A 26,731-nucleotide genomic window follows, 5' to 3' on the forward strand; every position below is an offset into this window, starting at 1 on the left:
GAAGTGAGGGGGACGGATCGGGGGTACGGGTCGGGACGGGTGGGCTAGCCGGTGGCGTTCACCGTCCCTCCGCGCAGCAGCGGTCCCCACAGGAGCGCGGCGAGGTCGCTGAGGCTGGTGACCTCTTGCCCGGTGGCGGCGGCCACGAGCGGGTTGAGGATGGCGCGTTCCTCGGGGGTCCCGGCGTAGCCCATGGTGGGGTCGAAGACGGCCGGGTTGTCGCTCTTGGGGTCGTCGATGAGCGGCAGTCCGGCCGGGGGCGCGATGGCCGCCTTCTGGTCGGTGAGGCCGGGCAGGCCGATGGGCAGGTTGACGCGGTTGCCGTCCCAGTCGTAGCCGTTGTCGACGGGGTTGGGGCCGTCGGGGACGCGCGGGTTGGGCAGGCCGCGGCAGTCGGGTCCGCGGTGGTCGTTCCAGGCCGGTTCGTCGCGGCCCTTCTCGTACTTGCCGTTGTTGCGGACGATCTCCAGGGTGATGTGCAGGCGCCCGGTGGCGAAGGTGTCCTCCACGGCCGGCTGGATCTTCACGATGCCCTCGAACAGGCAGGGGTATTCCGGCGCGTAGGCGGCCAGGAGTTCCAGGACGGGCGCGGTGACGTCCCCGAACTGGATGAGGCGGCCCTGGTAGCGGTCGAGGAACAGGCGGGTGTCGTCGGCGAAGTCGGCGGTGGTGGTCAGGAACGACTGGAGCTGGATCCGCTGGTCGGTGATGGTGTTGGCGGTGACGGTGAGGTTGCGCAGCACGCCGACCAGGTCGGGGGCGGCGCCCTTGTAGTCGTCGAGGACGGTGGCCAGCAGGTCGAGGTCCTTGGTGATGGTGGGCATCTGCTCGTTGAGGGCGCGGACGTAGTCGCCGAGCCGCACGAGGGTCCGGCCGAGTTTGTCGCCGCGTCCGTCGAGGGCGGTGGCCAGCGCGGTCAGGGTCGCCGAGAGCTTGTCGGGCGGCAGTGCCCGCAGCAGCGGGAGCGCGTTGTTCAGCACCGATTCCAGTTCCACGCCGGTGGAGGTGCGGTCCTGCCCGATGGTGGTGCCGGGTGCCAGGACGCCGTCCTCGCCCAGCGGCACGATCTCGACGTACTTCTCGCCGAACAGGGTCTTGGGCAGCAGCCGGGCGCTGACCTCGGCGGGCACCTTGCGGGCCATGCCGGGGTCGAGGGCCAGCCGCAGGCGCGCTCCGGCGCCCTCGGAGTCGATGGAGCGGACCTCGCCGATCAGGACGCCGTGCATCTTGACGTCGGCGCCGCGGTTGAACTGGAGTCCGGTGTGGTCGGTGTCCAGCGAGACCCACACGACGGGTGTGAAGACCTTGGCGTAGGCGGCGATGCAGACGCCGAGAAGTGCCAGGAGGATGACCGAGAAGGCCAGTCCGGTGAAGCGTTCCTTCGTCCGCGGTCTCACGATGGTCACCCCACGATCCGCACGGTGGTGGTCGCGCCCCAGACCGCCAGGCCCAGGAACAGGTTCACCACGTTGATCGACACCAGCGACGTGCGCACCGCCCGGCCGGTGGCCACGCCGACACCGGCGGGCCCTCCTTCGGCGTGGTAGCCGTAGAAGCAGTGCACGAGTATCACCACTATGGCGAAGAACAGCACCTTCCCGAAAGACCACAGCAGATCCTGCGGCACCAGGAACAGGTCGAAGTAGCTGTCGTAGGTCCCCGATGGCTGGTCGAAGTACCAGACGGCGATGAAGCGGGTCGCGAAGTACGACGACAGCAACGCGATCACGTACAGCGGGACGGTGGCGATGAGCCCGGCGATCATCCGCGTGGTCACCAGGTACGGCATCGACGGCAGCCCCATGACCTCCAGCGCGTCGATCTCCTCGTTGATGCGCATCGCGCCCAGCTGCGCGGTGAACCCGCACCCGACCGTGGCCGACAGCGCGATCCCGGCGACCAGCGGCGCGATCTCGCGCGTGTTGAAGTAGGCGGAGATGAACCCGGTGAACGCGCTCGACCCGATCTGGTCCAGCGCCTGGTATCCCTGCAACCCGACCTCGGTGCCGGTGAAAAAGGTCAGGAACACCACGACCCCGACCGTCCCGCCGACCAGCGCCAGCCCGCCCGTCCCGAAGGCGATCTCGCCGAGGATGCGGACGATCTCCTTCTTGTAGCGCGCCAGCGTCCGGGGCGTGGCCGCGCCCGCCCGCACGTAGAACAGCAGCTGCCTGCCCAGAAGCGCCAGCATCACGACCCCTTCTGCGGCACGAGCTGGAAGTAGATCGCCACCATCACGAAGTTCACCGCGAACAGCAGCATGAAGCTGATGACCACCGAGGCGTTCACCGCCTGGCCGACGCCTTTGGGACCGCCCTTGGCGTTCATGCCCAGGTAGCAGCCGATCAGCGCGGCCAGGATCCCGAAGACCAGCGCCCGCGACTCCGCCGAGACCAGGTCGGCGACCTGCCCCAGCGCGGCGAAACTGGCGAAGTAGGAGCCGGGCGTCCCGTCCTGCAGCACCACCGTGAACACGTAACCGCCGGCGATGCCGACCGCCGAGACCACACCGTTCAGCAGGACCGCGACCACCGCGCTGGCGATCACCCGCGGCACGACGAGGCGCTGCACCGGATCGATGCCCAGGACGCGCATCGCGTCCAGCTCCTCGCGGATCTTGCGCGCGCCCAGGTCGGCGCACATCGCCGCGCCACCGGCACCGGCGATCAGCAGCGCCGTCACGATCGGGCCCGCCTCGCGCACCACCGCGATGACGCTGGCCGCGCCGGAGAACGACTGCGCGCCCAGCTGCTTGGTCAGCGAACCCAGCTGCAACGCCACCACCGCGCCGAACGGGATCGCCACCAGGGCCGTCGGCAGGATCGACACGCTCACCAGGAACCACGCCTGCTGGATCGCCTCGCCCAGCTGGAACGGCCGCCGGAAGGCCGCCCGGACGGTGTCCAGCCCGAACGCGACGAACTCGCCGGTGGCGCGGAAGACCCTCACGCGTCCTCCCGGTGCTCGCCGCGGTACTGCTCTTCGGGAAGGGTCTCGCCCTTGCCGTTGCCGACGGCGTCCTTCTCCTCGGCCATCCCGATCGGGCCGTCCATGTCGGCGGCCAGGAACTGCCGCAGCACCGGGTCGTCCGAGGCCAGGATCTCCTCGCGCGGCGCGAAGGCCACCAGCCGCCGCAGGTAGAGCATCCCGATGTGGTCGGGCAGCGTCTTGGCGGTGTTGATGTCGTGGGTGACGATCAGGAACGTCGCGCCGGTGGTCCGGTTCAGCTCGGCGATGAGCTCGCCGAGGAAGGCCGTGCGGACCGGGTCGAGCCCGGAGTCCGGCTCGTCGCACAGGATCAGCTCGGGGTCCAGCACCAGCGCCCGCGCCAGGCCCGCGCGTTTGCGCATGCCGCCGGAGATCTCCCCGGGGAACTTCTCGCCGTCCCCGCTCATGCCGACCAGGTCGAGGCGGTCATTGACGATGGCCCGGATCTCGGCCTCGGTCTTGCGGGTGTGCTCGCGCAGCGGGAAGGCGATGTTGTCGTAGAGGTTCATCGAGCCGAACAGCGCGCCGTCCTGGAACAGCACCCCCAGCCGCCGCCGGACCCGGTACAGCTCGCGCTCGTGCAGCGAGGTGATCTCCTCGCCGTCGATGTGGATGGTGCCCCGATCGGGCCGGAACAGGCCCACCAGGGTCTTCAGGAACACCGACTTGCCGGTGCCCGAGGGGCCCAGCAGGACCGAGATCTCCCCGGCCGGAAGCGTGAAGGAGACGTCGGACCAGACCGTCTGCGCCCCGAAGGACTTCGTCAGCCCGTCGATCTCCACGGCGACGCCCACAGCGCTCCTCCTCGCCGGACGAGAGGGGTGGCGTCCGGCTGTAGGAGATTAACGAGAGTGGTCGGCGTCACGGAACGGGCTGAAGGGTAACGGGTGAGTAACATCCGTTCAGTGCGATGGGACCCCTGTCCGACCAGGGGATTCACTCCAGCTCTCGCCGACTACTTTCCAGTTGCTAGGACTCACTTCCCAAGAAGCGGACGGTGAATCTAGGCTTCCGGCATGTCCGCGACCTACACGCACGGCCACCACGCCTCCGTCCTGCGCTCCCACCAGTGGCGCACCGCCGAGAACTCGGCGGCCTACCTGCTGCCGCACCTCACCGGCACCGAGCGCCTCCTGGACCTGGGTTGCGGCCCCGGGACCATCACCGCCGACCTCGCCACCCGGGTCGCCTCGGTGGTGGCCGTCGACGCCGCCGCCGACGTCCTGGACCAGGCCCGCGAGGCCTGTGCCGGAGTGTCCAATGTGGAGTTCCAGACCGCCGACGCCTACGCGCTGCCCTTCTCCGACGCCTCCTTCGACGTCGTCCACGCCCACCAGGTCCTCCAGCACCTCGGCGATCCCGTCGCCGCCCTGCGCGAGATGCGCCGGGTGACCCGCCCCGGCGGCCTGGTCGCCGCCCGCGACGCCGACTACGAGGTCTTCACCTGGTTCCCCGCCTCCCCCGAGCTGACCCAGTGGCTGGCGCTGGTGCGCGCCGTCCACCGCGGCAACGGCGGCGACCCCGACGCCGGGCGCAAGCTCCTGTCCTGGACCCGCGCGGCCGGGTTCGAAGACGTCACCGCGTCCGGCTCGACGTGGGTCTACGCCGACGACGAGGGCCGCGCCTGGTGGGGCGGCATGTGGGCCGACCGCATCCTCGACTCGGCGGTCGCCCGCCAGGCCGTCGAACTGGGCCTGGCCACCCGCGAGGAGCTGACGGAGATGTCGGCGGCCTGGCGCGAGTGGGCCGCGTCCCCCGACGGCTGGTTCATGGTCCCGCACGGCGAGGTGCTCGCGCGGGCCTGAGACCTCAGCCCGGTGGGAGCGGATGCGCTCCCGCCGGGCGCAACCCGTCGAAGATCAGCGCCATGTAGCGCCGCCACAGCTCCGGCCGCTCCTCGGCGAAGGGCGCCGCCAGGTGCCCCGGCGCGCACATCAGCAGCCCCACGTCGGTGCCGGTGACGTCGTCCCGCACCGCGCCCGCCGCCCGCGCGCGATCGGTCAGCGCGTCGAAGATCGCGAACATCCGCGCCTGCGCCCCGGCGACCTCTGGCACCGCCAGCACCTCCGGACTCGCGGTGACCAGCAGCGACAGGTCCAGCCGCTGCTTCTGCTCACCGGCGAACATCATGAACTCCAGCAGCGCCTCACCCGCGTCCGGCGCCCCCAGCAGCCGCTCGCCCTCGGCGTGCAGGCTCTCCATGCGGTCCATCAGCACCGCCGCCAGCAGGTGGTCCTTGGTCGGGAAGTGCCGGAAGACCGTGCCCTTGCCGATGCCGGCGCGCCGGGCGATCTCGGCGACCGAGGCCTCGGCCCCGCGCGCGGCGAACTCCGCGGTGGCGGCGGCGATGAGCGCCTCGCGGTTGCGGACGGCGTCGGCGCGCAGATTCCTGGTCACCGCACCACGATAGCTTAAGTTGACCGAGCGGTCCGGTTAGCGCTACAGTCGCCAACCGGACCGCCCGGTCCGTTTATCTGACCTGGAGTGAACATGCGAGCAGTGGTGGCCCGTGGCTACGGCCCCCCGGAGCACTACACCGTCGCCGAGATCCCCGAGCCCGAAGCCGGGCCCGGACAGCTGAAGGTCCGCGTGGCGGCGGCCTCCATCAACCCCGCCGAGGTCCGCGTGGTCGCCGAGCGCATGGTCGACCTGGACTTCCCCCACGTCCCCGGCAACGACTTCGCCGGCACCGTCGTGGCCATCGGCCCCGGCGTCACCGGCTACGCCGTCGGCGACGAGGTCTTCGGCATGGCCCTCCCCCGCGCCCTGCGCGCGATGGCCGGGCCCCGCCCGTCCCTGGGCACCGGCGCCCTCGCCGAGTACGTCGTGGTGGAGGCCGACACCCCCTTCATCGCCCACCGCCCCGCGGGCCTGGACGTCGTCCACGCCGCCGCGATCCCCACCGTCGGCTTCACCGCCCGCGCCCTCCAGCACCGCGCCCGCGTCACCGCGGGTGAGAAGGTCCTGGTCATCGGCGCCACCGGCGGCACCGGCACCGCCGTCGTCCCGTACCTGGCCGCGACCGGCGCGCACATCATCGCCACCGCGACCGAGACCGACGAGGCCCTCCTGCGGCGCCTCGGCGCGGCCGAGACGGTGGACTACCGCGCGTCCGCCCCCGTCGCCGAAACCCTCCGCCGCCACCCCGAAGGCGTCGACGTCGTGGTCAACCTCGTCGTCCAGAGCGAGGACCTGTCAGGACTGGCCGCCGCCGCCCGCCCCGGCGGCCGCGTCTACACGATCACGTTCCCCCCGCCCGTACCCGGCAGCGCCGGACGCGATGACGTGACCCTGGAGCTGATCCTGGACCTGGCCGGCGAAGCGGGCGGCATGGCGGAAGTGGGCGAGGCCGCCCTGGCCGGAACCCTGCCCGCCGTCATCGGCCGCGAGTTCGCGCTGGAGGAAGGACCGGCGGCGGTGGTGGCCTTCGCGCGGGAGCACACCACGGGGAAGATCGTGGTGAGCATGTGACCGGGTGACCCTGTGATCGCGTGACCGTGTGACCGTGTGACCGTGTGACCCGGTGATCGTGGATTGAGTGGTTCCGGGGCGGGGGACGGGTCGCCCACGCCCACGTCGACGCCGACGCCGGTTATGGCGGAGTGGCGGCGACGGCCGCGCCGCCCCTGCCTCGCGATGAAGGCCCGGTAACGATGGTTCGCGGCACCCGCCGCAACGCACGACGACCAGGTCGCGACGACGGCCCGCCCCACCTCCCCCGGTGGCCCGGCAGCACGGAGGCATCACCAGCGGCGCCGTCCTCCCCGGCCCGCAATCACCGGTCCTCCCCCGGGCACGAAAAAGGGCGGTGTGCCAATGCACACCGCCCTTTCGAGCCTCAGCAGCTCCGGAAAAGTCCGGTACTACTTGAGCGAGATCGTGGCGCCGGCGCCCTCAAGCTGCTCCTTGGCCTTGTCCGCGGTCTCCTTGTTGACCTTCTCCAGGACGGCCTTCGGGGCGGACTCGACGAGCTCCTTGGCCTCCTTCAGGCCGAGGGAGGTCAGGGCGCGCACCTCCTTGATGACCGCGATCTTCTTCTCGCCGGCCGACTCAAGGACGACGTCGAACTCGTCCTTCTCAGCCTCGGCCTCAACGGCGCCACCGGCGCCGCCGCCGGCGGCCACCATCGCGACGGGGGCGGCGGCGGTGACCTCGAAGGTCTCCTCGAACTGCTTCACGAACTCGGAGAGCTCAAGAAGGGTCATCTCCTTGAACGCGTCGAGGAGTTCCTCGGTGCTCAGCTTCGCCATGACGGCTTCCTTTCAGTACACAGAACGTTTGTGGGTCGAACAACGGGGCCGTGAAGCCCCACGGGAACTACTCGCCCCCGTTGCCCTCCTGCTTGTCGCGGAGCGCGGCGGCGAGGCGCGCGACCTGCGACAGGGGGGCCTGGAAGAGACCGGCGGCCTTGGTGAGGTTGCCCTTCATGGCACCGGCCAGCTTGGCGAGCAGCACCTCGCGGGACTCAAGGTCGGCGATACGCTCGACCTCGGCCGCGCTGAGCGCCTTGCCGTCCATGAACCCGCCCTTGATGATCAAGTTCGGGTTCGCCTTGGCGAATTCCTTGAGGCCCTTGGCGGCTTCCACCGGGTCACCGGTGGCGAACGCCAAAGCGGTCGGGCCGGTGAAAAGGTCGTCGAGACCCTCCAGACCGGCCTCGGCCGCGGCGCGCTTGGCCAGGGTGTTCTTGGCGACCCGGTAAGAGGCGCCAGCACCAAGCGAGCGGCGAAGTCCGGTGAGCTGGGAGACCTTGAGGCCGCGGTATTCGGTGATGACCGCCGCCGTCGAGCCCTTGAACTGCTCGACGATCTCGGCGACCGCGGTCGCCTTGTCCTCACGAACTGGCTTGTCCGTCATGTTCCTCCTCTCGGGACGCTAGATGAATCCCGTCGGAGGCGGCGCGTGAGAAACGAAAAACCCCGGCGCAGCGGAGCGCACGGGGTGACCATCGGCCCGGGGGCCGGCACACACTTGCGTCTCCCTGCGCGGGTCCGTCGTGATCTCTCACGACGCCTTAGGGGCGTTCGGTTGAACGCGCCGACCGGCGGTCTTCGGGTTACGTGGAACGTCGGCAACTCTAACACGAAGCCTTCTACCTGCCCCGACGGGCACCCCCGCGCCATGCGACCCACGCCACTCCCACCAGCAGCGCGGCGCCCACGCCCACCGCCCACCAGCCCGGCCACACCCGCCGCGGACGGGCCGTCAGCGCCGCCGGTGGCGACTCGGCGACCTCCAGCGGGTAGCGCCCGACCGGCGCGACGGCCGCGGTGAGCGCCTCGTAGGCGTCCACCGAACCGTAGCCGAATCCCGGGTCCCGCCCCGGGCTGCCCTGGTCGTGCGCGGTCCGGATCAGCCGGTTGACCACCCCGGACGCGCCGGAATCCCAGTAGCGCGAACGGATCAGCGCCGCCACCCCCGCCACGATCGCCGCCGCGCCCGAGGTGCCCGACTCCGTCCGCCAGCCGCCCCCGGCGCTCAGGTGCGGCAGGTCCTCGGCGGGCGCGCTCAGCACGACCGCGCCCCCGGTGACCGAGCCGTCCCACACGCTCCCGTCGCGTCCCAGCCCCGAGACCGCCACGACCCCCGGAATCGCGGCCGGCTCCCCCACCCGCACATCCCCCGTCGCGCGGTTACCCGCGGCGGCGACCAGAACCACGTCGTGCTCGATCGCGTGGGCGATCAGCTCGCTCTTCCACGGAGCGTCCTCCGTCGGCCGCCCCGACAGCGACAGGCTCACCACCTGCGCACCCGCGTCGATCGCCCACCGCACCCCCGCGTACACGTGATCCGGGTCGAGCGCCCCGTCCTCCCGCCGCAGCACCCGCACCGGCAGGATCTTCGCGTGCGGTGCCACACCCAGCGGCTCCCCCTGCCCCGCGATCAGCCCCGCCATCGCCGTCCCGTGCCCGTCGAGGTCCCGGCTGCCCGGCTGCTTCACGTCGACGTCCCCGCCCGTGGTCACCGTCGCCCCCGGCAGCACCCGCCCGAGCAGATCCGGATGCCCGGCGTCCACGCCCGTGTCGACGACCGCGACGGTCACCCCGTCGCCCTTCACCAACCGCTGCGCCCGATCGGCGCCGACCGCGTCGAGGTACCACTGCGCGGAATCCGGCCCGGTGTCCTCCGCGGCGACCGGAGCGGGGAGGACGGCCACACCGAAACCCATGGCGAGCGTCAGAACCGCTGCACGGAACCGGGTCGGCGTCACCACGACACGGTAACCCGGCGAGGCGAGGACGGTGTGGGTGCGCACCGGGGAGGGACTGTCGCGCTTGGATCCAGTGATGCTCGAACTCCGCCGCCGGGATCTCGGCCACCGAGGGCTCCTCGCGCCACCCGTCGACGGGGGCCTCGGCCAGGACGCCGTAACGCGACTCGTACTCCCGCATCGCCGCGAGATCGGCGTGATCGCGCAGATGCAGCACCTCGTCGAGCGAAGCCGCTGCCACGGGCCGTGAGTCATCGACCCGGAGCTCGATCTGGCGGGTCACGCGGCCGTCCTCATCGGCTTCGAAGTAGAGCCACAGGCCCTCGTCTTCATGGTGGGCGCGGATCCAGATCGTCATACCGCCATCTTGCGGGTTACGCCGCCGCGCCCGAATTGCCACCCGGCCGCTCTCGCGCGGCGAGGTGTGGGGGATGTCCGAGTGGGACAGGGGGTGCGGCTGCCGCGCGCTGAAACCACGCCGCGTTGATGGCATTCGCCTGGGCGCATGCCGGCCGGGAACCGGGTTGCCGACGCCGAGTCACCGCCGTGGCGCCGCGCGGGGCGGGCCACCCGCCCGAGCCGTGCGCCGAGCGTGGCCGGGGCGAATGGCGAGAACGGGCGCACGGCGCACGCGTTTCGCGAGGTGCCCGCCGAGTCGGTGGCCCACCCTGCCGCTCAAGCGGTGGGGTGGTGGTTCTCGCCTGCGAGCAGGCCACTCCGCGTCGCCCGTGAGACGCGGCGGCTGGCACATGGTGGGGGCAGGGGCCGAAGTCACCGGCGGCACACGTCCCAGCGGACGGCACACTCACCGGGCCGATGGCCCACTCCGCCGCCCGAACGGTCAGCGGCGGTTCTCGCCTGTGGGCGGGCAACTCCCGTGTCGCCTGTGACGTGGTGGCTGGCACGTAGTGGGGCAGCGCCGACGTCACCGATGGCACACGTCCCACCCGACCGCGAACTCACCGAGCCGGTCCCCCACCCCACCCGCCCGTCAGGCCACCGGCCGCCCACCTCCCCGCCACCACGGGCACGGCACTGCGAACCAGCGTGTGTTCTTCCAAAACCCCCCGCCCACGCAAAAGGGCCGCGCCCGAAGGCGCGGCCCCAAGTCTGCGAGTGGGTTACGGCGTTACGCCGCGTCCGCCGTCTCACGGATCTTGTTCGGGTCGACCGGGATGCCGGGGCCCATGGTGGTGCTGATGGTGACCTTCTTGAGGTACTTGCCCTTGGCCGAGGACGGCTTGAGGCGGGAGACCTCTTCGACGGCGGCCGCGTAGTTGTCCGCGAGCTGCTCGGGGCTGAAGCTGGTCTTGCCGATGATCAGGTGCAGGTTCGCGTGCTTGTCCACGCGGAAGGCGATCTTGCCGCCCTTGATCTCGGTGACGGCCTTCGCCACGTCCACGGTGACCGTGCCGGTCTTCGGGTTCGGCATGAGACCGCGCGGGCCCAGGATCCGCGCGATACGGCCGACCTTGGCCATCTGGTCGGGGGTGGCGATGGCGGCGTCGAATTCGAGCCAGCCGTCCTGGATGCGCTTGATCAGGTCGTCGCTGCCGACCTCGTCGGCGCCGGCGGCGAGGGCGGCTTCGGCCTTCTCACCGGTGGCGAAGACGATGACGCGGACGGTCTTGCCGGTGCCGTGGGGCAGGCTGACGGTGCCGCGGACCATCTGGTCGGCCTTGCGGGGGTCGACACCGAGGCGCATGGACACCTCGACCGTGGCGTCGAACTTCGTGACCGTGGTCTCCTTGGCCAGGGTGGCGGCCTCCAGGGGACCGTAGAGCTTGGTCTTGTCGACCTGCTCGGTGGCCTTGCGATAAGTCTTGCTGCGCTGCATGGACATCCTCCTCAAGGATGGTGTGGTCGGGACGAGCGCATCGCCCTGCCACGGGTGGGACTGGAGTCTGCTTACTCGGCGACGGTGATGCCCATCGACCGGGCGGTGCCGGCGATGATGCGGTCGGCCATGTCCAGGTCGGTCGCGTTGAGGTCGGGGAGCTTGCGCTCGGCGATCTCACGGATCTGCGCCTTGGTGACGGTGGCGACCTTGACGCGGTGCGGCTCGCCGGAGCCCTTGTCGACGCCCGCGGCCTTCAGCAGCAGCCGGGCGGCCGGGGGGGTCTTCAGAGCGAACGTGAACGAGCGGTCCTCGTAAACGCTGATCTCGGCGGGGACGATCTCACCGCGGTTGGCCTCGGTGGCCGCGTTGTACGCCTTGCAGAACTCCATGATGTTCACGCCGTGCTGACCCAGCGCGGGACCCACCGGGGGGGCCGGGGTGGCCTGACCGGCGGTCAGCTCCAGCTTGAACGTGGTGACAAGCTTCTTCTTCGGAGGCATTACTACTTCCTTCAGGGCCGCGCGCGCACGCGCTCACGGCCCGGTCCTGGGATTTTTGACGATCCGTCCGGTCCATGCCGGAGGACAATTCGCAAGAGTAGCGCGTGAGCGGAACTCAGATCTTGCTGACCTGGTTGAAGTTGAGTTCGACCGGCGTCTCACGTCCGAAGATGGAGACGAGGACCTTCAGCTTCTGCTGGTCGACGTTGATCTCGTTGATCGTGGCCGGCAGCGAGGCGAAGGCACCGTCGGTGACGGTGACCGAGTCGCCGACCTCGAAGTCGAGGACCTTGACCTCGGTCGCGCGGGACGAACCGCCCTCGCTCTTGCCCTCGTCCACGGTCGGGGCCAGCCACTTCAGGACCTCGTCGAGGGTCAGCGGCGTGGGCCGGTCGACGCGGTCGGTGGCGCCCACGAACCCGGTCACGCCGGGGGTGTTCCGCACCGCGGAGTAGGACTCCGGCGTCAGGTCCATGCGGACGAGGATGTAGCCCGGGAAGACCTTCGCCTGGACGTGGGAGCGCTTGCCGTTCTTGATCTCGACGACCTGCTGCGTCGGCACCTCGACCTGGAAGATCTCCTCTTCCATGTCGAGGGACGTGATGCGGCTCTCCAGGTTGGTCTTGACCTTGTTCTCGTACCCGGCGTAGGAGTGCACGACGTACCAGTCGCCGGGCGCGAAGCGGAGCGCCTGCCTAAGCTCCTCGACCGGGTCGACGGCGTCCTCCACGACAGCGGGAGTCTCCTCCACGGCGGCGGGAGTCTCGTCGACCTCGTCGACCTCGACCTCTTCGGCCAGGGTCTCTGCGGTCTCGTTGTTCTCAGGCACGCTTGCTCTCTCTTCTCAAACTGCGGTCACTGACCGGTTACGGCGTCCTTCGAGCCGAAGGTCAGCTGGACCAGCTTGGTGAAGCCGAGGTCGATGCCGTAGATCAGCGCGACCATGACGCTGACGAACACCAGCACCACGAGCGTGTAGGTGAGCATTTCCTTGCGGCTGGGCCGAATGACCTTCCGAAGCTGCTCGACGACCTCACGGAAGAACCGCAGGGGCCCCCGCCCTTGCCCGCCCTCGGTCTCCGAGGACTTCTTCGTGGGCTCGCTCTTCTTGGCCGTGCCATCGGCCTTGGCGAGGGACTTCTCGTCCTTCTTGACCGATCCAGCATCCTTCTTGCCCGAGTCGCCCTTTACGGCCTCGGTCTTTTCAGCCTCATCGTCACCCCGGCGGTCCTTGTCGGCCACGTCGCGTCTCCTGCTCGCAGTCGTCCGGCCATGCCGGTGTGCCTTCGGCAGCAGGGGCGACAGGACTCGAACCTGCAACCTGCGGTTTTGGAGACCGCTGCGCTACCAATTGCGCCACACCCCTTGGTGTTCCGGAAGCAACCTACCGCATCCCCGGGATATCGCACACTCCACATATGAAGAGCCCGGATCGGATCCGGAACTTGCGCATCACGAGGAGACGGTCGAGCCGCTCCGATCGCCCAGTGTACGGGGTGGCCCCGGAGGGGGCAACCAGGGGGTCGGCGGGGCACGTGCCGGACGTCACGGGTGACCCGCGACACGGCGTCCTGGATGCGGACCCGGACACCGGCCGCGAGCACAAATGGCTGTCGCGACGGGAAGGTGTCCTGTCAGGATCACCGGGCCCGGGACACCGGGCCGTGGTGGCACCGCGCACCCGAAAGGCCGCGTGCCCGAAAAGCCCTGTGCCCGAAAAGATAGGGGCCTCGCCGAAGGTTGGTCATGCATTGCCCTTGCACACCTTCGGCGAGGCTGCCACGGCAAGACTCGGTATGCCCATACCGGTCACGAGACGCCGTGGCCATGGTGTCTCCACGTGCCCGTTGTGGAAACAAGACGAGCCTACTCGCCGCGCGCCATGAGCGCACCGCCTCCCCGGGCCTTCGGCGCATATCCAGCGCGTCGTGACAGTCCGTATTCAATTACGGCGAAAGGGGTTCGGGTTCGCCGGGCGCCGCCGGAAGTGGGCCGCGCCCCGTCCTCCGAGGTGGGGAGTCCGGGGCGCGGCGAGGGGGCGATGGGCGGAAGGTCAGTCGGCCGGAGCGGGCGCGGGTGCCGCGTCAGCGACGGCGGGGGCGAGGGGTGTGGGGTTGACGGCGACGGCACTGGGAGAGTCCGTCTGCCCGATCCCCGACGTGGCGATGCTCGTCAGCAGGGAGGCCAGTACGGCCAGCGCGACGATGCTGCCGATCGACTTCCAGTTGACGTCGAGGATGCCCATGCCCGCGACGCCGAGCAGCGCGGCGGCGACCTGCGCGGCGGTTTTGATGGCGCGTTCGAGGGTTTGTTTCCAGAAATTCCAGGTCCACATGGCGGCTCCCCCTTCGAGCCTCGGGCTCCCGACCCGGCCGGCCGGGTGCCAGGCAATTGTGCGACTACTTCCACTATGCCTCTTTCCCTTGCGGGACAACGAATGCGCAGAGGGTTTCGCCCTTGTGGACGGTGTGGTCGAGGGTGCCGGGCGGTCGCGGTGGCGGTTCGGCGGCCGGTTTCGGGAGGCACTTTCGAGTGGGCGGCGAATGTCCGGAAGCAATGGCTCTCGATCAGACGCGGAATCAAGAGGGAATCCGTCCGATCGCGTTTCCGGGCGGGCACCGCTTCGGGTGGCGCCCTTTGCGAGCGCCCGCTTGAGAGGCGCCGCTTCGGAGGACGGCCGGAGATCGGTTCCGGCCGCCGTGACGGAGGCGCGTCACGGCGGCCGCACGCGGGGCACGCGGCGACACGGGCACATCTGGCACGCGCTTGCCGGAAAGCGGGTTGCGGCCGTCATCCGATCGTGATCATTCCGCGCCGAATCCGGACCTCACAGGTCGCGTCCAGCCTTTCCGGCGTAGCGTCTGGCGTCATGAGCGTTCGCCGCCGGCCCCGCGTCGGGCACATCCAGTTCCTGAACTGCCTCCCCATCTACTGGGGTCTGATGCGTTCGGGCGCGCTCCTCGACGTCGAGCTCACCAAGGCCGATCCCGACGCGCTGAACGACGCGCTCGTCCGCGGCGATCTCGACATCGGCCCGATCAGCCTGGTGGAGTACCTGCGCAACGCCGACGACCTGCTGCTGCTGCCCGACCTGGCCGTCGGCAGCGACGGGCCCGTCCTGTCGGTCAACATCGTCCACCGGGCGCCCTTGGAGACCCTGGACGGCAAGAAGGTCGCCCTCGGCTCGACCTCGCGCACCGGGGTGATGCTGGCGCGGATGCTGCTGGACGAGCGCTACGAGGCGCGGCCGGAGTTCGTGCGCATGGCCCCCGACCTCGACGCGATGCTCGCCGAGACCGACGCCGCCGTGCTCATCGGCGACGTGGCCCTCCGCGCGATGTACGAGGCCCCGTCCAAGGGCCTCATGGTCACCGACCTGGGCGCGGCCTGGCGCGAGTGGAGCGGCCTGCCGATGGTCTTCGCGGTGTGGGCGGCCCGCCGCGACTTCGCCGTCACGCACCCCGGGATGGTCAAGGACGTGCACGAGGCGTTCCTGCGGTCCCGCGAGCTGTGCCTGGCCGAGCTGGACACCGTCGCGGAGTCGGCGGCCCGCTGGGAGCCGTTCTCGGCGGAGACCCTCGCGGGCTACTTCCGCGTCCTGGACTTCTCGCTCGGCGCGCGGCAGGTGGCCGGGCTGCGCGAGTTCGCCGCGCGCGCCCACCGGCTGGGCACCGTCCCGGCGCTGCCGGCGGAGGGGCCGGAGTTCTTCGGAAGCTGAAAGTTCGGGAGCTGAGGCTTCGGGCTCGGGCCCCGGGTCGCGGCAAGATCACGATCGCGTCACGAGTGGCTCAGGGCCGCATCCCCGGCGCGCCCGGGGGCGTGAGGTCACCAGAAGGCCTTCCCCGTGGCTTGCGCTGGTCGCCCACGGGGGAGGCCTCGGCCATTGAACGGGGCATCACGATCCGGTAAAGACTTCCGGACATACGCAGCCGTAAACCGCGAATGGGCGTCTTCTCGATGTAGGGCCTTATAGAGCGGTTTCCGGGGATCCGAGGAGAGAAGCGCATGGGGTGGCGCAGAGGCGCACTTGCGGCGGCGGCGATCGGTCTTCTGGGCGCCCTGATCGGCGGCGCCGCCTACGCCGCCGACGGCGCTCCCACCAGCGTGACCGCCGGGAACGCGGTCGTCGCGGCGGTCGTCGGCATCGCGGCCGGCGGGCTGACGCTCTGGGTGCGCTCGCGCACCCGCGGGCGCGACGAGGAGTAGCGCGGACGGGGGTTGCCGCGGGGATGCGGGACTCGCCGGTTCGCTGAGGTCGTGCAGTGGGGGGCCGTGAGGTTCGGGGACGGCCGGATCCGTGCTGTACGGCGTACAGGGAATGGCGTACAGAGATGCCGTGAGCTGGTTCGTGGGTGGCCCGGGCGAGTGCGCTCACCGGCGACCGCCCGACCTGCGTCGAGACCGAGTGGTGAGCGCCCCTATCGGACCGGGCGAACGGCCTCGACGAGCCGGAGCATCCGAGACGGCATGTGGCGGCACGAGGCGACACGACTTCGCCCGCCGAGCGTGCCTCGCGCGGGTGACGCGAGCCCGGGGTGGGGCACACGGCCGCCTTTCGGCGAGCACCCGGCTGAGGACGACGGGTGCGGCACCGGCCCGGCCGGGTTTGTCACTCCGGCACGGCATGCCGACACCGCGACAGCCCGCGCAGGGCACCGATCGGCACCCACGAGGGCAGGGCGGTGTGCCGTCCCGGGCCATCCGCCGATCCCGTCCGGCGCGCCGTGCGGACGCGGCGAACCGCGGGCTCGCGGGCCACCGGCGCGGGGTGAGGTCCCGGCGTGCACCGCCGTGGCACGGTCCTCCAGTGGCGTCACACACCCCCACACCCCACCCCACACCACCCCACCCCGCACCACGCCGATGTGACACACCCTTGCTCATCCGTCCCGTACCTGTAACACTTGGCTCGTGTACGGCAACGACATCCCCGAGCAGCCCGGCCATGCCCGGCTGCTCGATGAGGTGGCCGCCGCGGAGCGGGATCTGACCGGGCGTGGCCTGGGTGGAGACGGCACCGAGGGTGGTGCCGACGACTATTTCGGCGCGGTGATCGCCGCCGACGGCAAGATCGAGCCGCGGGACGAGATGCCCGAGGCGTACCGGAAGTCCCTCATCCGGCAGATCGCGCAGCACGCGCACTCCGAGATCATCGGCATGCAGCCGGAGGGCAACTGGATCAGCCGGGCGCCTTCGCTGAAGCGGAAGGCGATCCTGCTGGCGAAGGTCCAGGACGAGGCGGGCCACGGCCTGTACCTGTACGCGGCGGCCGAGACGCTCGGCGTCGACCGCGCCGACCTGTACGAGATGCTCCTCGACGGACGCCAGAAGTACAGCTCGATCTTCAACTACCCCACCCTGACCTGGGCCGATGTCGGCGCGATCGGGTGGCTGGTGGACGGCGCGGCCATCGTGAACCAGGTGCCGCTGTGCCGGTGCTCGTACGGGCCCTACGCGCGGGCGATGATCCGCGTGTGCAAGGAGGAGTCCTTCCACCAGCGGCAGGGCTACGAGATCCTGCACGTGCTGGCCAACGGCTCGCCGGAGCAGAAGGCGATGGCGCAGGACGCCATCGACCGGTGGTGGTATCCGTCGCTGGCGATGTTCGGGCCGCCGGACACCGACTCCACGCACTCCGCGCAGTCGATGGCGTGGAAGATCAAGCGCTTCAGCAATGACGAGCTGCGGCAGAAGTTCGTGGACATGACCGTGCAGCAGGCCGAGGTGCTCGGCCTGAGTCTGCCCGACCCGGACCTGCGCCTCGGCGAGGACGGGCACTGGGCCTACACGCAGCCCGACTACGACGAGCTGTTCACCGTCATCAAGGGCGACGGCCCGTGCAACCGGCAGCGCATCGAGCACCGCCGCGCCGCTTGGGAGGACGGCGCGTGGGTGCGCGAGGCGGCCACGGCGTACGCGAAGAAGCGAGAAGGAGCGACGGTATGAGCTGGCCCCTCTGGGAGGTCTTCGTCCGCCCGAGGCGCGGTCTGAACCACCAGCACGTCGGTTCGCTGCACGCCGCCGACGCCGAGCAGGCCCTGCGGAACGCGCGCGACCTGTACACGCGCCGCGAGGAGGGCGTCTCGATCTGGGTGGTCCCGGCCACCGCGATCAGCGCGTCCAGCCCCGAGGAGCGCGACGCGTTCTTCGCCCCGGCCGCCGACAAGATCTACCGCCACCCCACGTTCTACGAGGTGCCCGAGGGGGCCGAGCACATATGACGACGGTGGACGAGCTCCTCGCCCTCGGCGATGACGCGCTCATCGCCGCGCAGCGGCTCGCCGAGTGGACCACGCGCGCCCCCGAACTGGAGGAGGACGTCGCGCTGGCCAACATCGCCCTCGACCTCCTCGGCCAGGCGCGGATGCTGCTGTCCTACGCCGCTGATCTTGAAAGGGCCGGCCTTGAAGGGGCCGGGCGCGACGAGGACGCCCTGGCCTACCTGCGCGGCGAACGCGAGTTCCGCAACGCGCAGCTGACCGAACTGCCGCGCGGCGACTTCGCCGACGCCCTGGTCCGGATGCTGTTCTTCGCCGCCTACCAGCGCGAGCTGTACGCGGAACTGGCCGCCGGTCCCGACGAGCGCCTCGCGGCGATCGCGGGCAAGGCGTCCAAGGAGGTCGCCTACCACGTCGACCACGCCATCATGTGGACGCTGCGGCTGGGCGACGGCACCGACGAGTCGCACCGGCGCGCGCAGGCCGCGGTGGACCGGCTGTGGCCCTACACGTTCGAGCTGTTCGAGGACCGCCCCCACCTGCGTGAGGCGTGGCTGGCGGCGGTCGAGCCGGTGCTGGCCGAGGCGACCCTCGACCGCCCGGAGGACGGCCGCTTCCGCCCCACCGGCGGGCGCAAGGGCGTCCACACCGAGCACATGGGCTACCTGCTCGCCGAGATGCAGTCGCTGCACCGGGCGCACCCCGGGGCGTCCTGGTGACGACGGCGTTCGCGGCCGCGGCCCGGGTCGTGGACCCGGAGCTGCGGGTCGTGACGATCGCCGACCTCGGCGTCCTGCGCGAGGTCGAGGAGGAGGCCGACGGGACGGTGCGGGTCACGATCACCCCCACCTACTCCGGCTGCCCGGCGATGGACGCCATCCGCGCCGACATCGCCCGCTCCCTCACCGCCGCGGGCTACCCCGACGTCGAGGTGCGCACGGTCCTGTCACCGGCGTGGACGACCGACTGGATCACCGACGAGGGACGCGCCAAACTCGCCGCCGCCGGCACCGCCCCTCCCCCGCCGCGCAGCCTGCCGCTGCTCCAGCGGACGCCGGTGTGCCCGCGCTGCGGCTCGCCCGAGGTCGAGGAGATCTCCCGCTTCGGGTCCACCGCCTGCAAGTCGCTGTGGCGCTGCCGTGGCTGCGCCGAGCCGTTCGACCACGTGAAGGTGCTGTAGATGAGCGAGCCCAGGATCAGCCTCTCCGTCCCCGCCAAGCGGCGCCCCGGCTTCCACCGGCTGCCCGTCGCCGAGGTGGAGCGGCTGACCGACGAGGCGGTGCGGATCACCTTCGCGGTGCCGCCGCGGCTGCGCGCGGCCTTCGCCTTCGAGCCGGGGCAGCACCTGACGGTGAAGCTCCCGGTCGGCCAGGACGATGTCCGCCGCTCGTACTCGATCTGCTCGCCGCCGTCGCTGCTGGCCCGCGAGGGCCTGCTGCGCATCGGCGTCAAAGGCGTCCCCAACGGGCTGTTCTCCGCCTACGCCCTCGGCGAGCTCGCCGAGGGGCACGCGGTGGAGGTCCTGCCGCCGCTGGGGCATTTCACGACGAAGCTGGACGCGGGCCGCGCCCGCCGCTACGGGGCGGTGGTGGCCGGTTCGGGGATCACCCCGGTGCTGTCGCTGGTCGCGGCGGCCCTGGAGACCGAGCCGGAGAGCACCTTCCTGGTGCTGTTCGGGAACAAGGCGGCGCGCACGGTGATGTTCGCCGACGAGCTGGCCGACCTGAAGGACCGCTACCCGGCGCGGTTGCAGATCGTGCACGTGCTGTCCCGCGAGCCGGGCGCCGAGCTGATGTCGGGCCGCATCGACGACGAGCGGCTGCCGCGGCTGCTGGCCGCCTTCGACGCGTCCGCCGAGGTCGAGGAGTGGTTCCTGTGCGGGCCGTTCGGGATGGTCACCGGCGCGCAGAAGGCCCTCGCCGAGCGGGGTGTGCCGGAGTCGGCGGTCCACCACGAGCTGTTCTTCGCCGAGGAGATCCCGCGCACCCCCGAGCAGGAGGCGCGCGCGGAGGGCACCGCCGAGGTGACGATCCTGCTGGACGGGCGCGAGTCGAGCTTCACGATGCGCCGTGACGAGCGGGTCCTGGACGCCGCGCTGAAGGTGCGGCCGGAGCTGCCCTTCGCCTGCAAGGGCGGGGTGTGCGCGACGTGCCAGGCGAAAGTCGTGACGGGTGAGGTGCGGCTGGCGCGCAACTACGCGCTCACCGACGCCGACCTGGCGGCCGGGTACGTGCTGACCTGCCAGGCGGAGCCGGTGAGCGACGAGCTGGTCGTGGACTACGACTTCTGAGGCGGACGGGGGCCGCGCGAGAGCACGGCCGTCAGCAGCACCGCCACCGGCACGGTCACCGCGACCACCAGCAGCGCGACGAGGGTGGCCATGGTGGAGTCGAAGTCGATGTATTCGGGACCGACGCGCGCCTCGGCGAGCAACAGCGCGGCGACCACCGGCGCGAGCAGCACCACCGGCCACACACCGGCCCGCTGGTAGGCGATCACGCACAGGGCCACGGCGGCGATGCCGACGAGCTGCCCGATGATCGTGGTGCCGACCTCGGGCAGACCCCAGTCGATGACCTCGCGCACGCCGAGCCCCCAGACGATCCCGGGCAGCGTCGCCACCAGCGGGAGCAGGCGGCGGGCGAGGCCGCGCCGCTTCCCCACGGCCAGGGCGATCAGCCCCGGGACGACGAACACGCCCGTGAGCCCGGCCTCGATCAGCGGCATGCCCCCGGCGTCGCTCATCGCGACCTGGACGAGGGTCACGCCCAGCGCGGCGAGCACCGCGGCCCGGGTCCAGCGCGCGGGCGCGAGCGCGGCGACGGCGGCCAGCAGCCACACCGCGCAGGTGATGCCGCTGAAGTCGGCGAAGGGCCCGATGCCGGGCGGCGGCTCCCACCAGGCCCACTCCAGGACCTTGCCGTCGGAGATGCTCGCCGGGTACCAGTGGGCCTCCCCGCGGAGCCCGAAGGCGGTGAAGTAGTAGGCGGCGAGCGCGGCCAGGAGGGTGAGGGCGACGTCTGCGGACGCGCGAGCGCCCGCGAAGAACCGCCCGCCGTGGGCGGCGCGGTACCGCGCCGCCCCCCGCCACACGTCCCACCGGTCGGCGAGGCTGGGCGTCACGCGGTCACCGGCGAGATCGAGGTAGGTCGCGGTCATCTCGTCGGCGCGTTCGGCGCGCCAAGCGGACGGGTAGGCGCGCAGGAGCCGCCGGTACTTCCTCTCCAGGCTCACGCCGTGCCTCCCGCGAGCCGCATCCGCAGGCGGGTCGCGGCCGCCTCGGCGTTGGCGCGCAGCCGCGCCGCCTCGGCCGCCAGCAGGGCCGCGCCCTCGTCGGTGAGGCGGTAGTAGCGCCTCAGCCGCCCGTCGACGATCTCTTCGTGGTCGGGGGCGACGTGGCCGTCCTCGGTGAGGCGGTCGAGCGCGCCGTAGAGGGTCCCGGGACGCAGGGTGAGGCGCCCGGCGGAGAGTTCGGCGACCTCGCTGATGAGGCCGTAGCCGTGCAGTGGGCCGCCGGCCAGGGCGGTGAGGATCAGGAACGCGGGTTCCCGGAGCGGGGTGGTCATGCCCGGCAATGTATCGGACGCGAAGGTATATCGTCCACATAGATATATCCACAGTGGACGCATCGGTGCGGCGGATCCGGGACTTCGGCGAAAAGTTTTGCGATCACCCCCAACCCCGGAGCCCGCTTCCGCGTCTTGTCACCGACACGTCATCGAACCGCGTGAATGGACTGCGGGGAATATCTCCACGCAAACCATGAAGAAATGCAACCTCGCGCCCGGGCAACGGCGTGTTAAGCGCACACGGCCGAACGAGAACCAGCGCGTGACGGCGTCCCTCCCCAAGGGCCCGGTTCCCGGTCGTCCGTGCCGGGTTCTACGAGGTGCGGTTCGAAGAGGTGCAGTGACCGGTCCGCCTCCTGGCCGAGGCGGACCGGCCCGAAGTCGCCACGACGGCGACACGGAAAGGAAGTCCCATGTCCGGAAGACCCCTCGGGCGCGCCCCCGCGCGCGCTCCGCTCGGCGTGACCGCCCCCGCGCTCGGCCGCCGCCGCGCCTGACCCCAAGAGCCATCCGCCTCCTGGCCGAGGCGGACCGGCCGAAACAAGAGGAGTTCCATGTCCGAAAGATTCCTTCAGCGCACCCTCGTGCGTTCCCTACTGGGCGCGACCGCGCTCGCGGCGGGGATGCTCACCCTGTCCCCCGCCGCCTCGGCGGACGAGAAGCTGGTCCTGGTGCCCGACATCTACGACGTCATGGTCACCGCCGGGACGAGCGCCACGCAGGACCTGTGGGTCCGCACGCCGAAACCGGTGAACGCCACCGTCGCCGTCAAGGCCACCGTCGACCTGGCCGCCCTGGCCGGGAAGGTCACCCTCAAAGGCGACGGCTGCACCACCGAGGGCACGGTCTTCACCTGCGCCAAGACGCTCCAGCTGAGCGACACCGACCCGGCCGGCTACCGCGTCCCGCTCAGCAAGATCACCTTCACCGCCGCCCCCGGCGCCACCGCGCCGGGCGCCCGCGTCACCTGGCGGCTGACCAGCGACAAGTCCGACCCGGCCGAGTACGCCCAGGGCATCGGCGTCCGCGAGGAGACGAAGCTGTTCGGGGACGGTGACCGCTCCGTCGACGCCAAGCGCGGCGACAAGGTCGCGATGCCGTTCACCATGCGCAACGGCAGCACCGGCGACGTCCGCTCGCCCGTCGTCAACTTCACCGTCCCGCTCACCTTCGAACCGGCCTCCTGGCCCTCGAACTGCAACCGGCGTCTCGTCGGGCAGGGCTACGAGGAGTACTACGAGGTCTCCTGCGCCTTCGACATGACCGCGAAAGCCGGGAAGGCCTACCGGCCGAACCGGGCCTTCGAGATGACGATCGCCGCCGACACCCCCGTGACCGGCCCGTGGAGCACCTACCACCTCGGCTACGAGTGGTCGACGCGAGCGGCGGGCGGCAACGGCTGGACGAAGGGCGACGGCCCCGCCCTCACCCTCGTCCCCGCCGACAAGGCGCCCACCTCCACCAAGCCGGACGGCGCGCTCCAGACGAAGATGAGCGGCACCGACCGCTTCGACCTGGCGCTGACCGCCACGCCCATCAAGGGCAAGGTCGGCGACAAGATCAAGGTCACCTTCACCATCACCAACGTCGGGCCGGTCATGGTCAGCGCGCACGAGCAGCGCGCGGTCCTGGCCAACGTCGCCTTCGGAGTCCCCGCCGGTCTCAAGACCGACGTCAAGGCGCAGTTCGGCGCCGACGACCAGCGCGTCCCCAAGGAGCTGCGCGGCCTGCACATCCTGCGCGGCGACGTCTACCACCTGCGGGCCGGGGAGAAGATGACCTTCACGGCCACCTTCACCGTCGAGAAGGCCGTGCCGGGCGCCAGCGCCACCGCGACCATCTTCTCGGAGGACTCCGAGGCGGAGGAGACCTACGTCCGCACCGACGCCGACAACGGCAACCACCACATCACGCTCAAGCCGGAGATCGCCGGTGGCGGGCCGCTGGCCAAGACCGGGGTCTCGGCACCCGCCATCGCGGGGGTGGCCGGTGTCCTGATGCTCACCGGAGGCGGCGCGCTCCTGTTCGGGCGCCGCCGTCGCGCCCGCGGCCTCGCATAGATCGAACCGCCGGTGCGTCCCCTGGCCGGGGCGCACCGGCTCTTTGGAAGAGAGATCCCATGTCCCAGAGACTCCTCGGGCGCGCCCTCGTGCGCTCCCTGCTGGGGGTGACCGCGCTGGCCGCGGGCGTCCTCACGCTCACCCCCGCCGCCTCGGCGGCCGACAAACTCGACCTCAAGCCCGAGATCAGCGACGTCTACTTCCAGCGGGGCACGACGACCTACGAGGAACAGTCCCTCTCGGTCGTCATCGCGCCGAAGTCGGTCAACGCCACGGTCAACGCGAAGATCACGGTGGACCTGGCGGCCTTCGGCGGCAAACTCACCCTCAAGGGCAACGGCTGCACCGGCGCCGGGACGGTCTACACCTGCGTCAAGGCGGTGAAGTTCGCCGCGCCCGGACCCACCAGGATCCGGATGACCGGCCTCATGTTCACCGCCACCGAGGACGCCGTCCCCGCCAACAGGGACGTCACCTGGAAGCTGACCACCGACCGGTCCGACCCGGCCGAGATCAGCCAGGAGATCGTGATCGCCGACAAGGGCACCCTGTACGGCGACGGCGACCGCAAGCTCTCGGCGAAGGCCGGCGACACCATCACGTTCCCGGACCGGATGCGCAACGCGGGCGGCACCGACGTCCGCAACCCCTCGCTCCGCTACGCCCTCCCGCTCACCTTCGACCCGGTGACGCGGCCGTCGAACTGCCGCTACCAGGTCAACGGGCGCGACCACAGGGTCTACGTCGACTGCTACTTCGACACCACCGTCACCGCGGGCAAGGCGTACAGGCTGAGCTCGCCGGTCGCGGTGAAGGTCGGCGCCGACACCCCCGTCACCGGCGAGTTCGCCTCCTACTACTTCGGCTACACCTGGCTGCCGAGCGACACCGCGAAGCTCGCGGCGGCCGGAGAGCAGGGCGACGGCCCGGCGCTGACCCTGGTCCCCACCGACGGCGCGCCGACCTCGACCAGCGCCGGAGGCAACCTCAATGTGGCGATGAGCGGGCAGGAACACCGCGACCTGGCGATCTCCGCCACCCCGATCAAGGGCAAGGTCGGCGACAAGATCACCGTCACGTTCACCGCGACCAACGTCGGCAAGACCGCGATCATCAACCAGACGGCCTCGACGGTCGCCGCCGGTCTCGCCTACGGCGTCCCGGCGGGCCTGAAGGCCGCCGACTGCTCACTGATCGACCTCTTCGGCTCGGTCGACCAGCCGCTCAAGGGGCTCTGCGGGATACAGAACGAGGTCTACGTCCTGCGTCCCGGGCAGACGATGGCGTGGACGGTCGTCTACACCGTCGAGAAGGCCGTCGCGGGCGCCTCGGCGAAGGCCACGTTCTACAACCGCGACTTCGAGGGCAGCAACATCCGTACATGGAGTGATGAGAACGCGGCCAACGACTCAGTCGTCCTCAAGCCCGAGATCACCGGCAAGGGCAGCGCCACCGGCCCCCTCGCCAAGACCGGGCTGTCCATGCCCGCCGCCGCGGGGACGGCCGGGCTGCTGGTGACGGCGGGAGGCGCGGCACTCGTGCTCGCGCGCCGCCGACGCGCCTGACACAGGCGCCCTGAGTGACCGGTCCGCCTCCTGGCCGAGACGGACCGGCCCGGGGACCTCGCGGTCCCCATGAAAAGGGAGTCCCATGTCCGAAACATCCCTCCAGGGCACTTTAGCGCGAGCGGCTTCCGCCGCAGGCCCTGTGGGGAGTCTCGGACCCGATGAGATGAGGAGAACCCCCCTATGAACTCACCGGTCCGCGCAATCACCCGGGGCCTGATCGCCCTGGGCGCGCTGGCACTGGGCGGCACGCTGGTGGCGTCACCGGCATCGGCCGCGGAGAAGTACTCGCTCACCCCGGAGGTGCCGAGCGAGGTCAAGGTCCAGGTCGGCGGCGGAGCCGCCCGGCCCGTGTCCGTCGTGCGCAAGGAGCGCTTCGCGGCCACCGTGAACTTCGCCTTCACCGTCGACGTCGCCGCCTTCGGTGGCAAGGTCGTCGTCGACGGCCCCGGCTGCACCGGCGCCGGGACGGTGTACACCTGCACGTTCACCCACACGTTCACCGCGGCCGAACCCGAGAAGGTCGAACTGGGCAACGTGGGCTTCAGTGTCGCCGACGACGCCGTCCCGGCTTCCCGGAAGCTCACCTGGCGGATGACCAGCGACGCCTCCGACCCCGCCGAGACCGAGCAGTACCTCACCGTCGCCGACAACGGCAGCCTCTACACCGACGTCGCCGGGGAGGTCCAGGGCAGCGCCGGTGGCAAGGTTCCGGTGCCCCTGAGCGTCCGCAACGGCGGAAGCAACGAGGTCCGCAACGCGGCCCTCCGGTTCACGCTGAAGAACACGGTCACGCCGACGTCCCTGCCGTCCAACTGCCGCCGTCAGGCGCGCGGTGACGACTTCGACTACGCGTGCTTCTTCGAGACCCCGCTCGCGGCGGGCAAGTCCTACAAGCTGACCTCGCCCCTGGAGCTGGCCGTCGCGGCCGGTACAACCGGCGACGTGAAGATGAGCTACTCGTGGGAGCCGTACAAGCGCGGCGACCGCATGGCCTGGGAGCCCGGCAGCGGCCCCGCGCTCACCCTCACCACCACGAGCACCGCGCCGGCCGGCAAGTACAACTACAGCTCGGTCCTGATCAGGCTGAGCGGCCAGCGCAAGGACGACCTCGCGCTCACCGCCACCGCGATCACCGGCAAGGCCGGGACCGAGGCCGACCTGACCTTCACCATCGCCAACACCGGCCCGGTGAAGATCACCACCGACGACGGCCCGGCCGTGGCGGGCGTGGCCTACACGCTCCCCAAGGGCGTCACCGCCAAGAACTGCGAACCGATCGCCTACTCGCCCGACCCCGCCCTGAAGGGCATGTGCAAGGTCTGGCCGCAGAACGCGCTCGAACTGGACGCCGGGAAGTCGGTCAAGGTCACCGTCAAGGTCAAGCTCGACCAATCGGTCACCGGCGCCAAGGGCTCGGCGGCGCTGATCGGCTGGGACCGGGAGGAGGGCGCGCCCTTCTTCCACGGTGACGCCGACAAGGCCAACGACCGCGTCGAACTCGCCGCCACCTTCACCGGCACCGGGCCGCTCGCCAAGACCGGCGTGTCGCTGCCCGTCACCGCCGGGTTCGCCGCCGTGCTGGTCGTGTCCGGGGGCGCCGCCCTCGCGCTGACCCGCCGGCGCTGATCCGGCCGGCCGCCCCCGCCCCCCGCGGGGGCGGCCACCGCGAAGACCACCGAACCCCCGGCCGCGGCCGGGGGGTTCGTAACGATCGGATAACCCCGCGCATCGGCGCAACCGGCGAGATCGGCTTGACGTGAGATCCGTGTACGCGCCG

General features: G+C 70.9%; 27 protein-coding genes and 1 tRNA gene. 12 read left to right on the forward strand and 16 right to left on the reverse strand.

The features are described 5' to 3' along the window. Window positions 1–44: 44 nt before the first annotated feature. Genes QSK10_RS08160 through QSK10_RS08175 form a run of 4 tightly spaced genes read right to left on the reverse strand, consistent with a single transcriptional unit; the run spans window position 45 to window position 3,782 of the window. The gene (locus QSK10_RS08160) at window positions 45–1,397 is read right to left on the reverse strand and encodes an MCE family protein (RefSeq protein ID WP_285661999.1); all 1,353 of its coding nucleotides are present in this window, start codon (window positions 1,395–1,397) and stop codon (window positions 45–47) included. Between the two features lie 5 nt (window positions 1,398–1,402). After that, a complete protein-coding gene (locus tag QSK10_RS08165) occupies window positions 1,403–2,191 on the reverse strand; it encodes an MlaE family ABC transporter permease (RefSeq protein WP_285662000.1) in 789 nt (262 codons plus the stop codon). Further along, on the reverse strand, window positions 2,191–2,949 hold the full coding sequence (locus tag QSK10_RS08170) for an MlaE family ABC transporter permease (protein WP_285662001.1): 759 nt from the start codon (window positions 2,947–2,949) through the stop codon (window positions 2,191–2,193). Before QSK10_RS08170 ends, QSK10_RS08165 begins: the two co-directional genes overlap by 1 nt. After that, window positions 2,946–3,782, reverse strand: coding sequence for an ABC transporter ATP-binding protein (locus QSK10_RS08175; protein WP_285662002.1), 837 nt, complete (start codon window positions 3,780–3,782; stop codon window positions 2,946–2,948). Before QSK10_RS08175 ends, QSK10_RS08170 begins: the two co-directional genes overlap by 4 nt. Window positions 3,783–4,004: 222 nt before the next feature. Here QSK10_RS08175 and QSK10_RS08180 point away from each other — a divergent pair, with 222 nt between their 5' ends. After that, on the forward strand, window positions 4,005–4,793 hold the full coding sequence (locus QSK10_RS08180; protein ID WP_285662003.1) for a methyltransferase domain-containing protein: 789 nt from the start codon (window positions 4,005–4,007) through the stop codon (window positions 4,791–4,793). Window positions 4,794–4,797: 4 nt separating this feature from the next. Here QSK10_RS08180 and QSK10_RS08185 read toward each other — a convergent pair whose 3' ends face one another. Continuing rightward, window positions 4,798–5,385, reverse strand: coding sequence for a TetR/AcrR family transcriptional regulator (locus tag QSK10_RS08185; protein WP_285662004.1), 588 nt, complete (start codon window positions 5,383–5,385; stop codon window positions 4,798–4,800). Window positions 5,386–5,478: 93 nt separating this feature from the next. On the opposite strand from QSK10_RS08185, the gene QSK10_RS08190 reads away from it, so the two are divergent. Further along, window positions 5,479–6,459, forward strand: coding sequence for an NADP-dependent oxidoreductase (locus tag QSK10_RS08190; protein WP_285662005.1), 981 nt, complete (start codon window positions 5,479–5,481; stop codon window positions 6,457–6,459). A gap of 392 nt (window positions 6,460–6,851) precedes the next feature. Here QSK10_RS08190 and rplL read toward each other — a convergent pair whose 3' ends face one another. The 9 genes from rplL to QSK10_RS08235 all read right to left on the reverse strand — a co-directional run bounded on the left by rplL (window position 6,852) and on the right by QSK10_RS08235 (window position 13,874). After that, a complete protein-coding gene (gene rplL / locus QSK10_RS08195) occupies window positions 6,852–7,238 on the reverse strand; it encodes a 50S ribosomal protein L7/L12 (RefSeq protein ID WP_285662006.1) in 387 nt (128 codons plus the stop codon). Between the two features lie 67 nt (window positions 7,239–7,305). Continuing rightward, entirely contained in the window at window positions 7,306–7,845 is a 540-nt protein-coding gene (gene rplJ, locus QSK10_RS08200) for a 50S ribosomal protein L10 (RefSeq protein ID WP_285662007.1), read from the reverse strand. A 235-nt stretch (window positions 7,846–8,080) separates the two neighbouring features. Then, window positions 8,081–9,199 carry a S8 family serine peptidase gene (locus tag QSK10_RS08205; RefSeq protein WP_285662008.1) on the reverse strand — a complete coding sequence of 373 codons (1,119 nt, stop codon included), beginning with the start codon at window positions 9,197–9,199 and terminating at the stop codon, window positions 8,081–8,083. Between the two features lie 1,129 nt (window positions 9,200–10,328). Next, a complete protein-coding gene (rplA, locus tag QSK10_RS08210; RefSeq protein ID WP_285662009.1) occupies window positions 10,329–11,036 on the reverse strand; it encodes a 50S ribosomal protein L1 in 708 nt (235 codons plus the stop codon). Window positions 11,037–11,107: 71 nt separating this feature from the next. Continuing rightward, a complete protein-coding gene (gene rplK / locus QSK10_RS08215) occupies window positions 11,108–11,539 on the reverse strand; it encodes a 50S ribosomal protein L11 (RefSeq protein ID WP_285662010.1) in 432 nt (143 codons plus the stop codon). 115 nt (window positions 11,540–11,654) lie between these two features. Further along, window positions 11,655–12,338: a transcription termination/antitermination protein NusG gene (gene nusG, locus QSK10_RS08220; protein ID WP_432705320.1), complete on the reverse strand. Its 684-nt coding sequence runs from the start codon at window positions 12,336–12,338 to the stop codon at window positions 11,655–11,657. Window positions 12,339–12,394: 56 nt separating this feature from the next. Continuing rightward, on the reverse strand, window positions 12,395–12,781 hold the full coding sequence (gene secE / locus QSK10_RS08225) for a preprotein translocase subunit SecE (protein WP_285662012.1): 387 nt from the start codon (window positions 12,779–12,781) through the stop codon (window positions 12,395–12,397). Window positions 12,782–12,832: 51 nt separating this feature from the next. Then, window positions 12,833–12,905 (reverse strand) — tRNA-Trp (locus QSK10_RS08230). 687 nt (window positions 12,906–13,592) lie between these two features. Then, window positions 13,593–13,874: a holin gene (locus QSK10_RS08235; RefSeq protein WP_285662013.1), complete on the reverse strand. Its 282-nt coding sequence runs from the start codon at window positions 13,872–13,874 to the stop codon at window positions 13,593–13,595. 534 nt (window positions 13,875–14,408) lie between these two features. Here QSK10_RS08235 and QSK10_RS08240 point away from each other — a divergent pair. From QSK10_RS08240 to paaE, 7 genes are all read left to right on the forward strand, one after another. Further along, complete coding sequence (locus QSK10_RS08240) at window positions 14,409–15,257, forward strand: menaquinone biosynthetic enzyme MqnA/MqnD family protein (RefSeq protein WP_285662014.1); 849 nt, start codon at window positions 14,409–14,411, stop codon at window positions 15,255–15,257. Between the two features lie 287 nt (window positions 15,258–15,544). Then, window positions 15,545–15,745, forward strand: a complete 201-nt coding sequence (locus QSK10_RS08245) for a hypothetical protein (RefSeq protein WP_285662015.1) — start codon at window positions 15,545–15,547, stop codon at window positions 15,743–15,745. 705 nt (window positions 15,746–16,450) lie between these two features. Beyond that, complete coding sequence (paaA, locus tag QSK10_RS08250; protein WP_432705300.1) at window positions 16,451–17,485, forward strand: 1,2-phenylacetyl-CoA epoxidase subunit PaaA; 1,035 nt, start codon at window positions 16,451–16,453, stop codon at window positions 17,483–17,485. Further along, window positions 17,482–17,760 carry a 1,2-phenylacetyl-CoA epoxidase subunit PaaB gene (gene paaB, locus QSK10_RS08255; RefSeq protein WP_285662016.1) on the forward strand — a complete coding sequence of 93 codons (279 nt, stop codon included), beginning with the start codon at window positions 17,482–17,484 and terminating at the stop codon, window positions 17,758–17,760. The genes paaA and paaB overlap by 4 nt, the downstream gene beginning before the upstream one ends. Then, window positions 17,757–18,476 (forward strand): 1,2-phenylacetyl-CoA epoxidase subunit PaaC, encoded by a 720-nt coding sequence (paaC, locus tag QSK10_RS08260; RefSeq protein WP_285662017.1) that lies wholly within the window; start codon window positions 17,757–17,759, stop codon window positions 18,474–18,476. The genes paaB and paaC overlap by 4 nt, the downstream gene beginning before the upstream one ends. Beyond that, a complete protein-coding gene (paaD, locus tag QSK10_RS08265; protein ID WP_285662018.1) occupies window positions 18,473–18,937 on the forward strand; it encodes a 1,2-phenylacetyl-CoA epoxidase subunit PaaD in 465 nt (154 codons plus the stop codon). Before paaC ends, paaD begins: the two co-directional genes overlap by 4 nt. Beyond that, window positions 18,938–20,047: a 1,2-phenylacetyl-CoA epoxidase subunit PaaE gene (paaE, locus tag QSK10_RS08270; protein ID WP_285662019.1), complete on the forward strand. Its 1,110-nt coding sequence runs from the start codon at window positions 18,938–18,940 to the stop codon at window positions 20,045–20,047. On the opposite strand, the gene QSK10_RS08275 is transcribed toward paaE, so the two are convergent. Together QSK10_RS08275 and QSK10_RS08280 are read right to left on the reverse strand one after the other, a co-directional pair. After that, entirely contained in the window at window positions 20,035–20,991 is a 957-nt protein-coding gene (locus QSK10_RS08275; protein WP_285662020.1) for a hypothetical protein, read from the reverse strand. The two genes, paaE and QSK10_RS08275, sit on opposite strands and share 13 nt — an antisense overlap. Beyond that, window positions 20,988–21,323, reverse strand: a complete 336-nt coding sequence (locus tag QSK10_RS08280) for a PadR family transcriptional regulator (protein ID WP_285662021.1) — start codon at window positions 21,321–21,323, stop codon at window positions 20,988–20,990. Before QSK10_RS08280 ends, QSK10_RS08275 begins: the two co-directional genes overlap by 4 nt. A 557-nt stretch (window positions 21,324–21,880) precedes the next feature. Between QSK10_RS08280 and QSK10_RS08285 the strand changes: the two genes are divergently transcribed. From QSK10_RS08285 to QSK10_RS08295, 3 genes are all read left to right on the forward strand, one after another. Next, entirely contained in the window at window positions 21,881–23,386 is a 1,506-nt protein-coding gene (locus tag QSK10_RS08285) for an LPXTG cell wall anchor domain-containing protein (RefSeq protein ID WP_285662022.1), read from the forward strand. Window positions 23,387–23,445: 59 nt separating this feature from the next. Then, a complete protein-coding gene (locus tag QSK10_RS08290) occupies window positions 23,446–24,951 on the forward strand; it encodes a hypothetical protein (protein WP_285662023.1) in 1,506 nt (501 codons plus the stop codon). A 183-nt stretch (window positions 24,952–25,134) separates the two neighbouring features. Continuing rightward, window positions 25,135–26,580: a hypothetical protein gene (locus QSK10_RS08295; RefSeq protein WP_285662024.1), complete on the forward strand. Its 1,446-nt coding sequence runs from the start codon at window positions 25,135–25,137 to the stop codon at window positions 26,578–26,580. Window positions 26,581–26,731: the final 151 nt, after the last annotated feature.

The sequence above is a fragment of the Actinorhabdospora filicis genome, from assembly GCF_030269765.1.
GTDB lineage: Bacteria > Actinomycetota > Actinomycetes > Mycobacteriales > Micromonosporaceae > Actinorhabdospora > Actinorhabdospora filicis.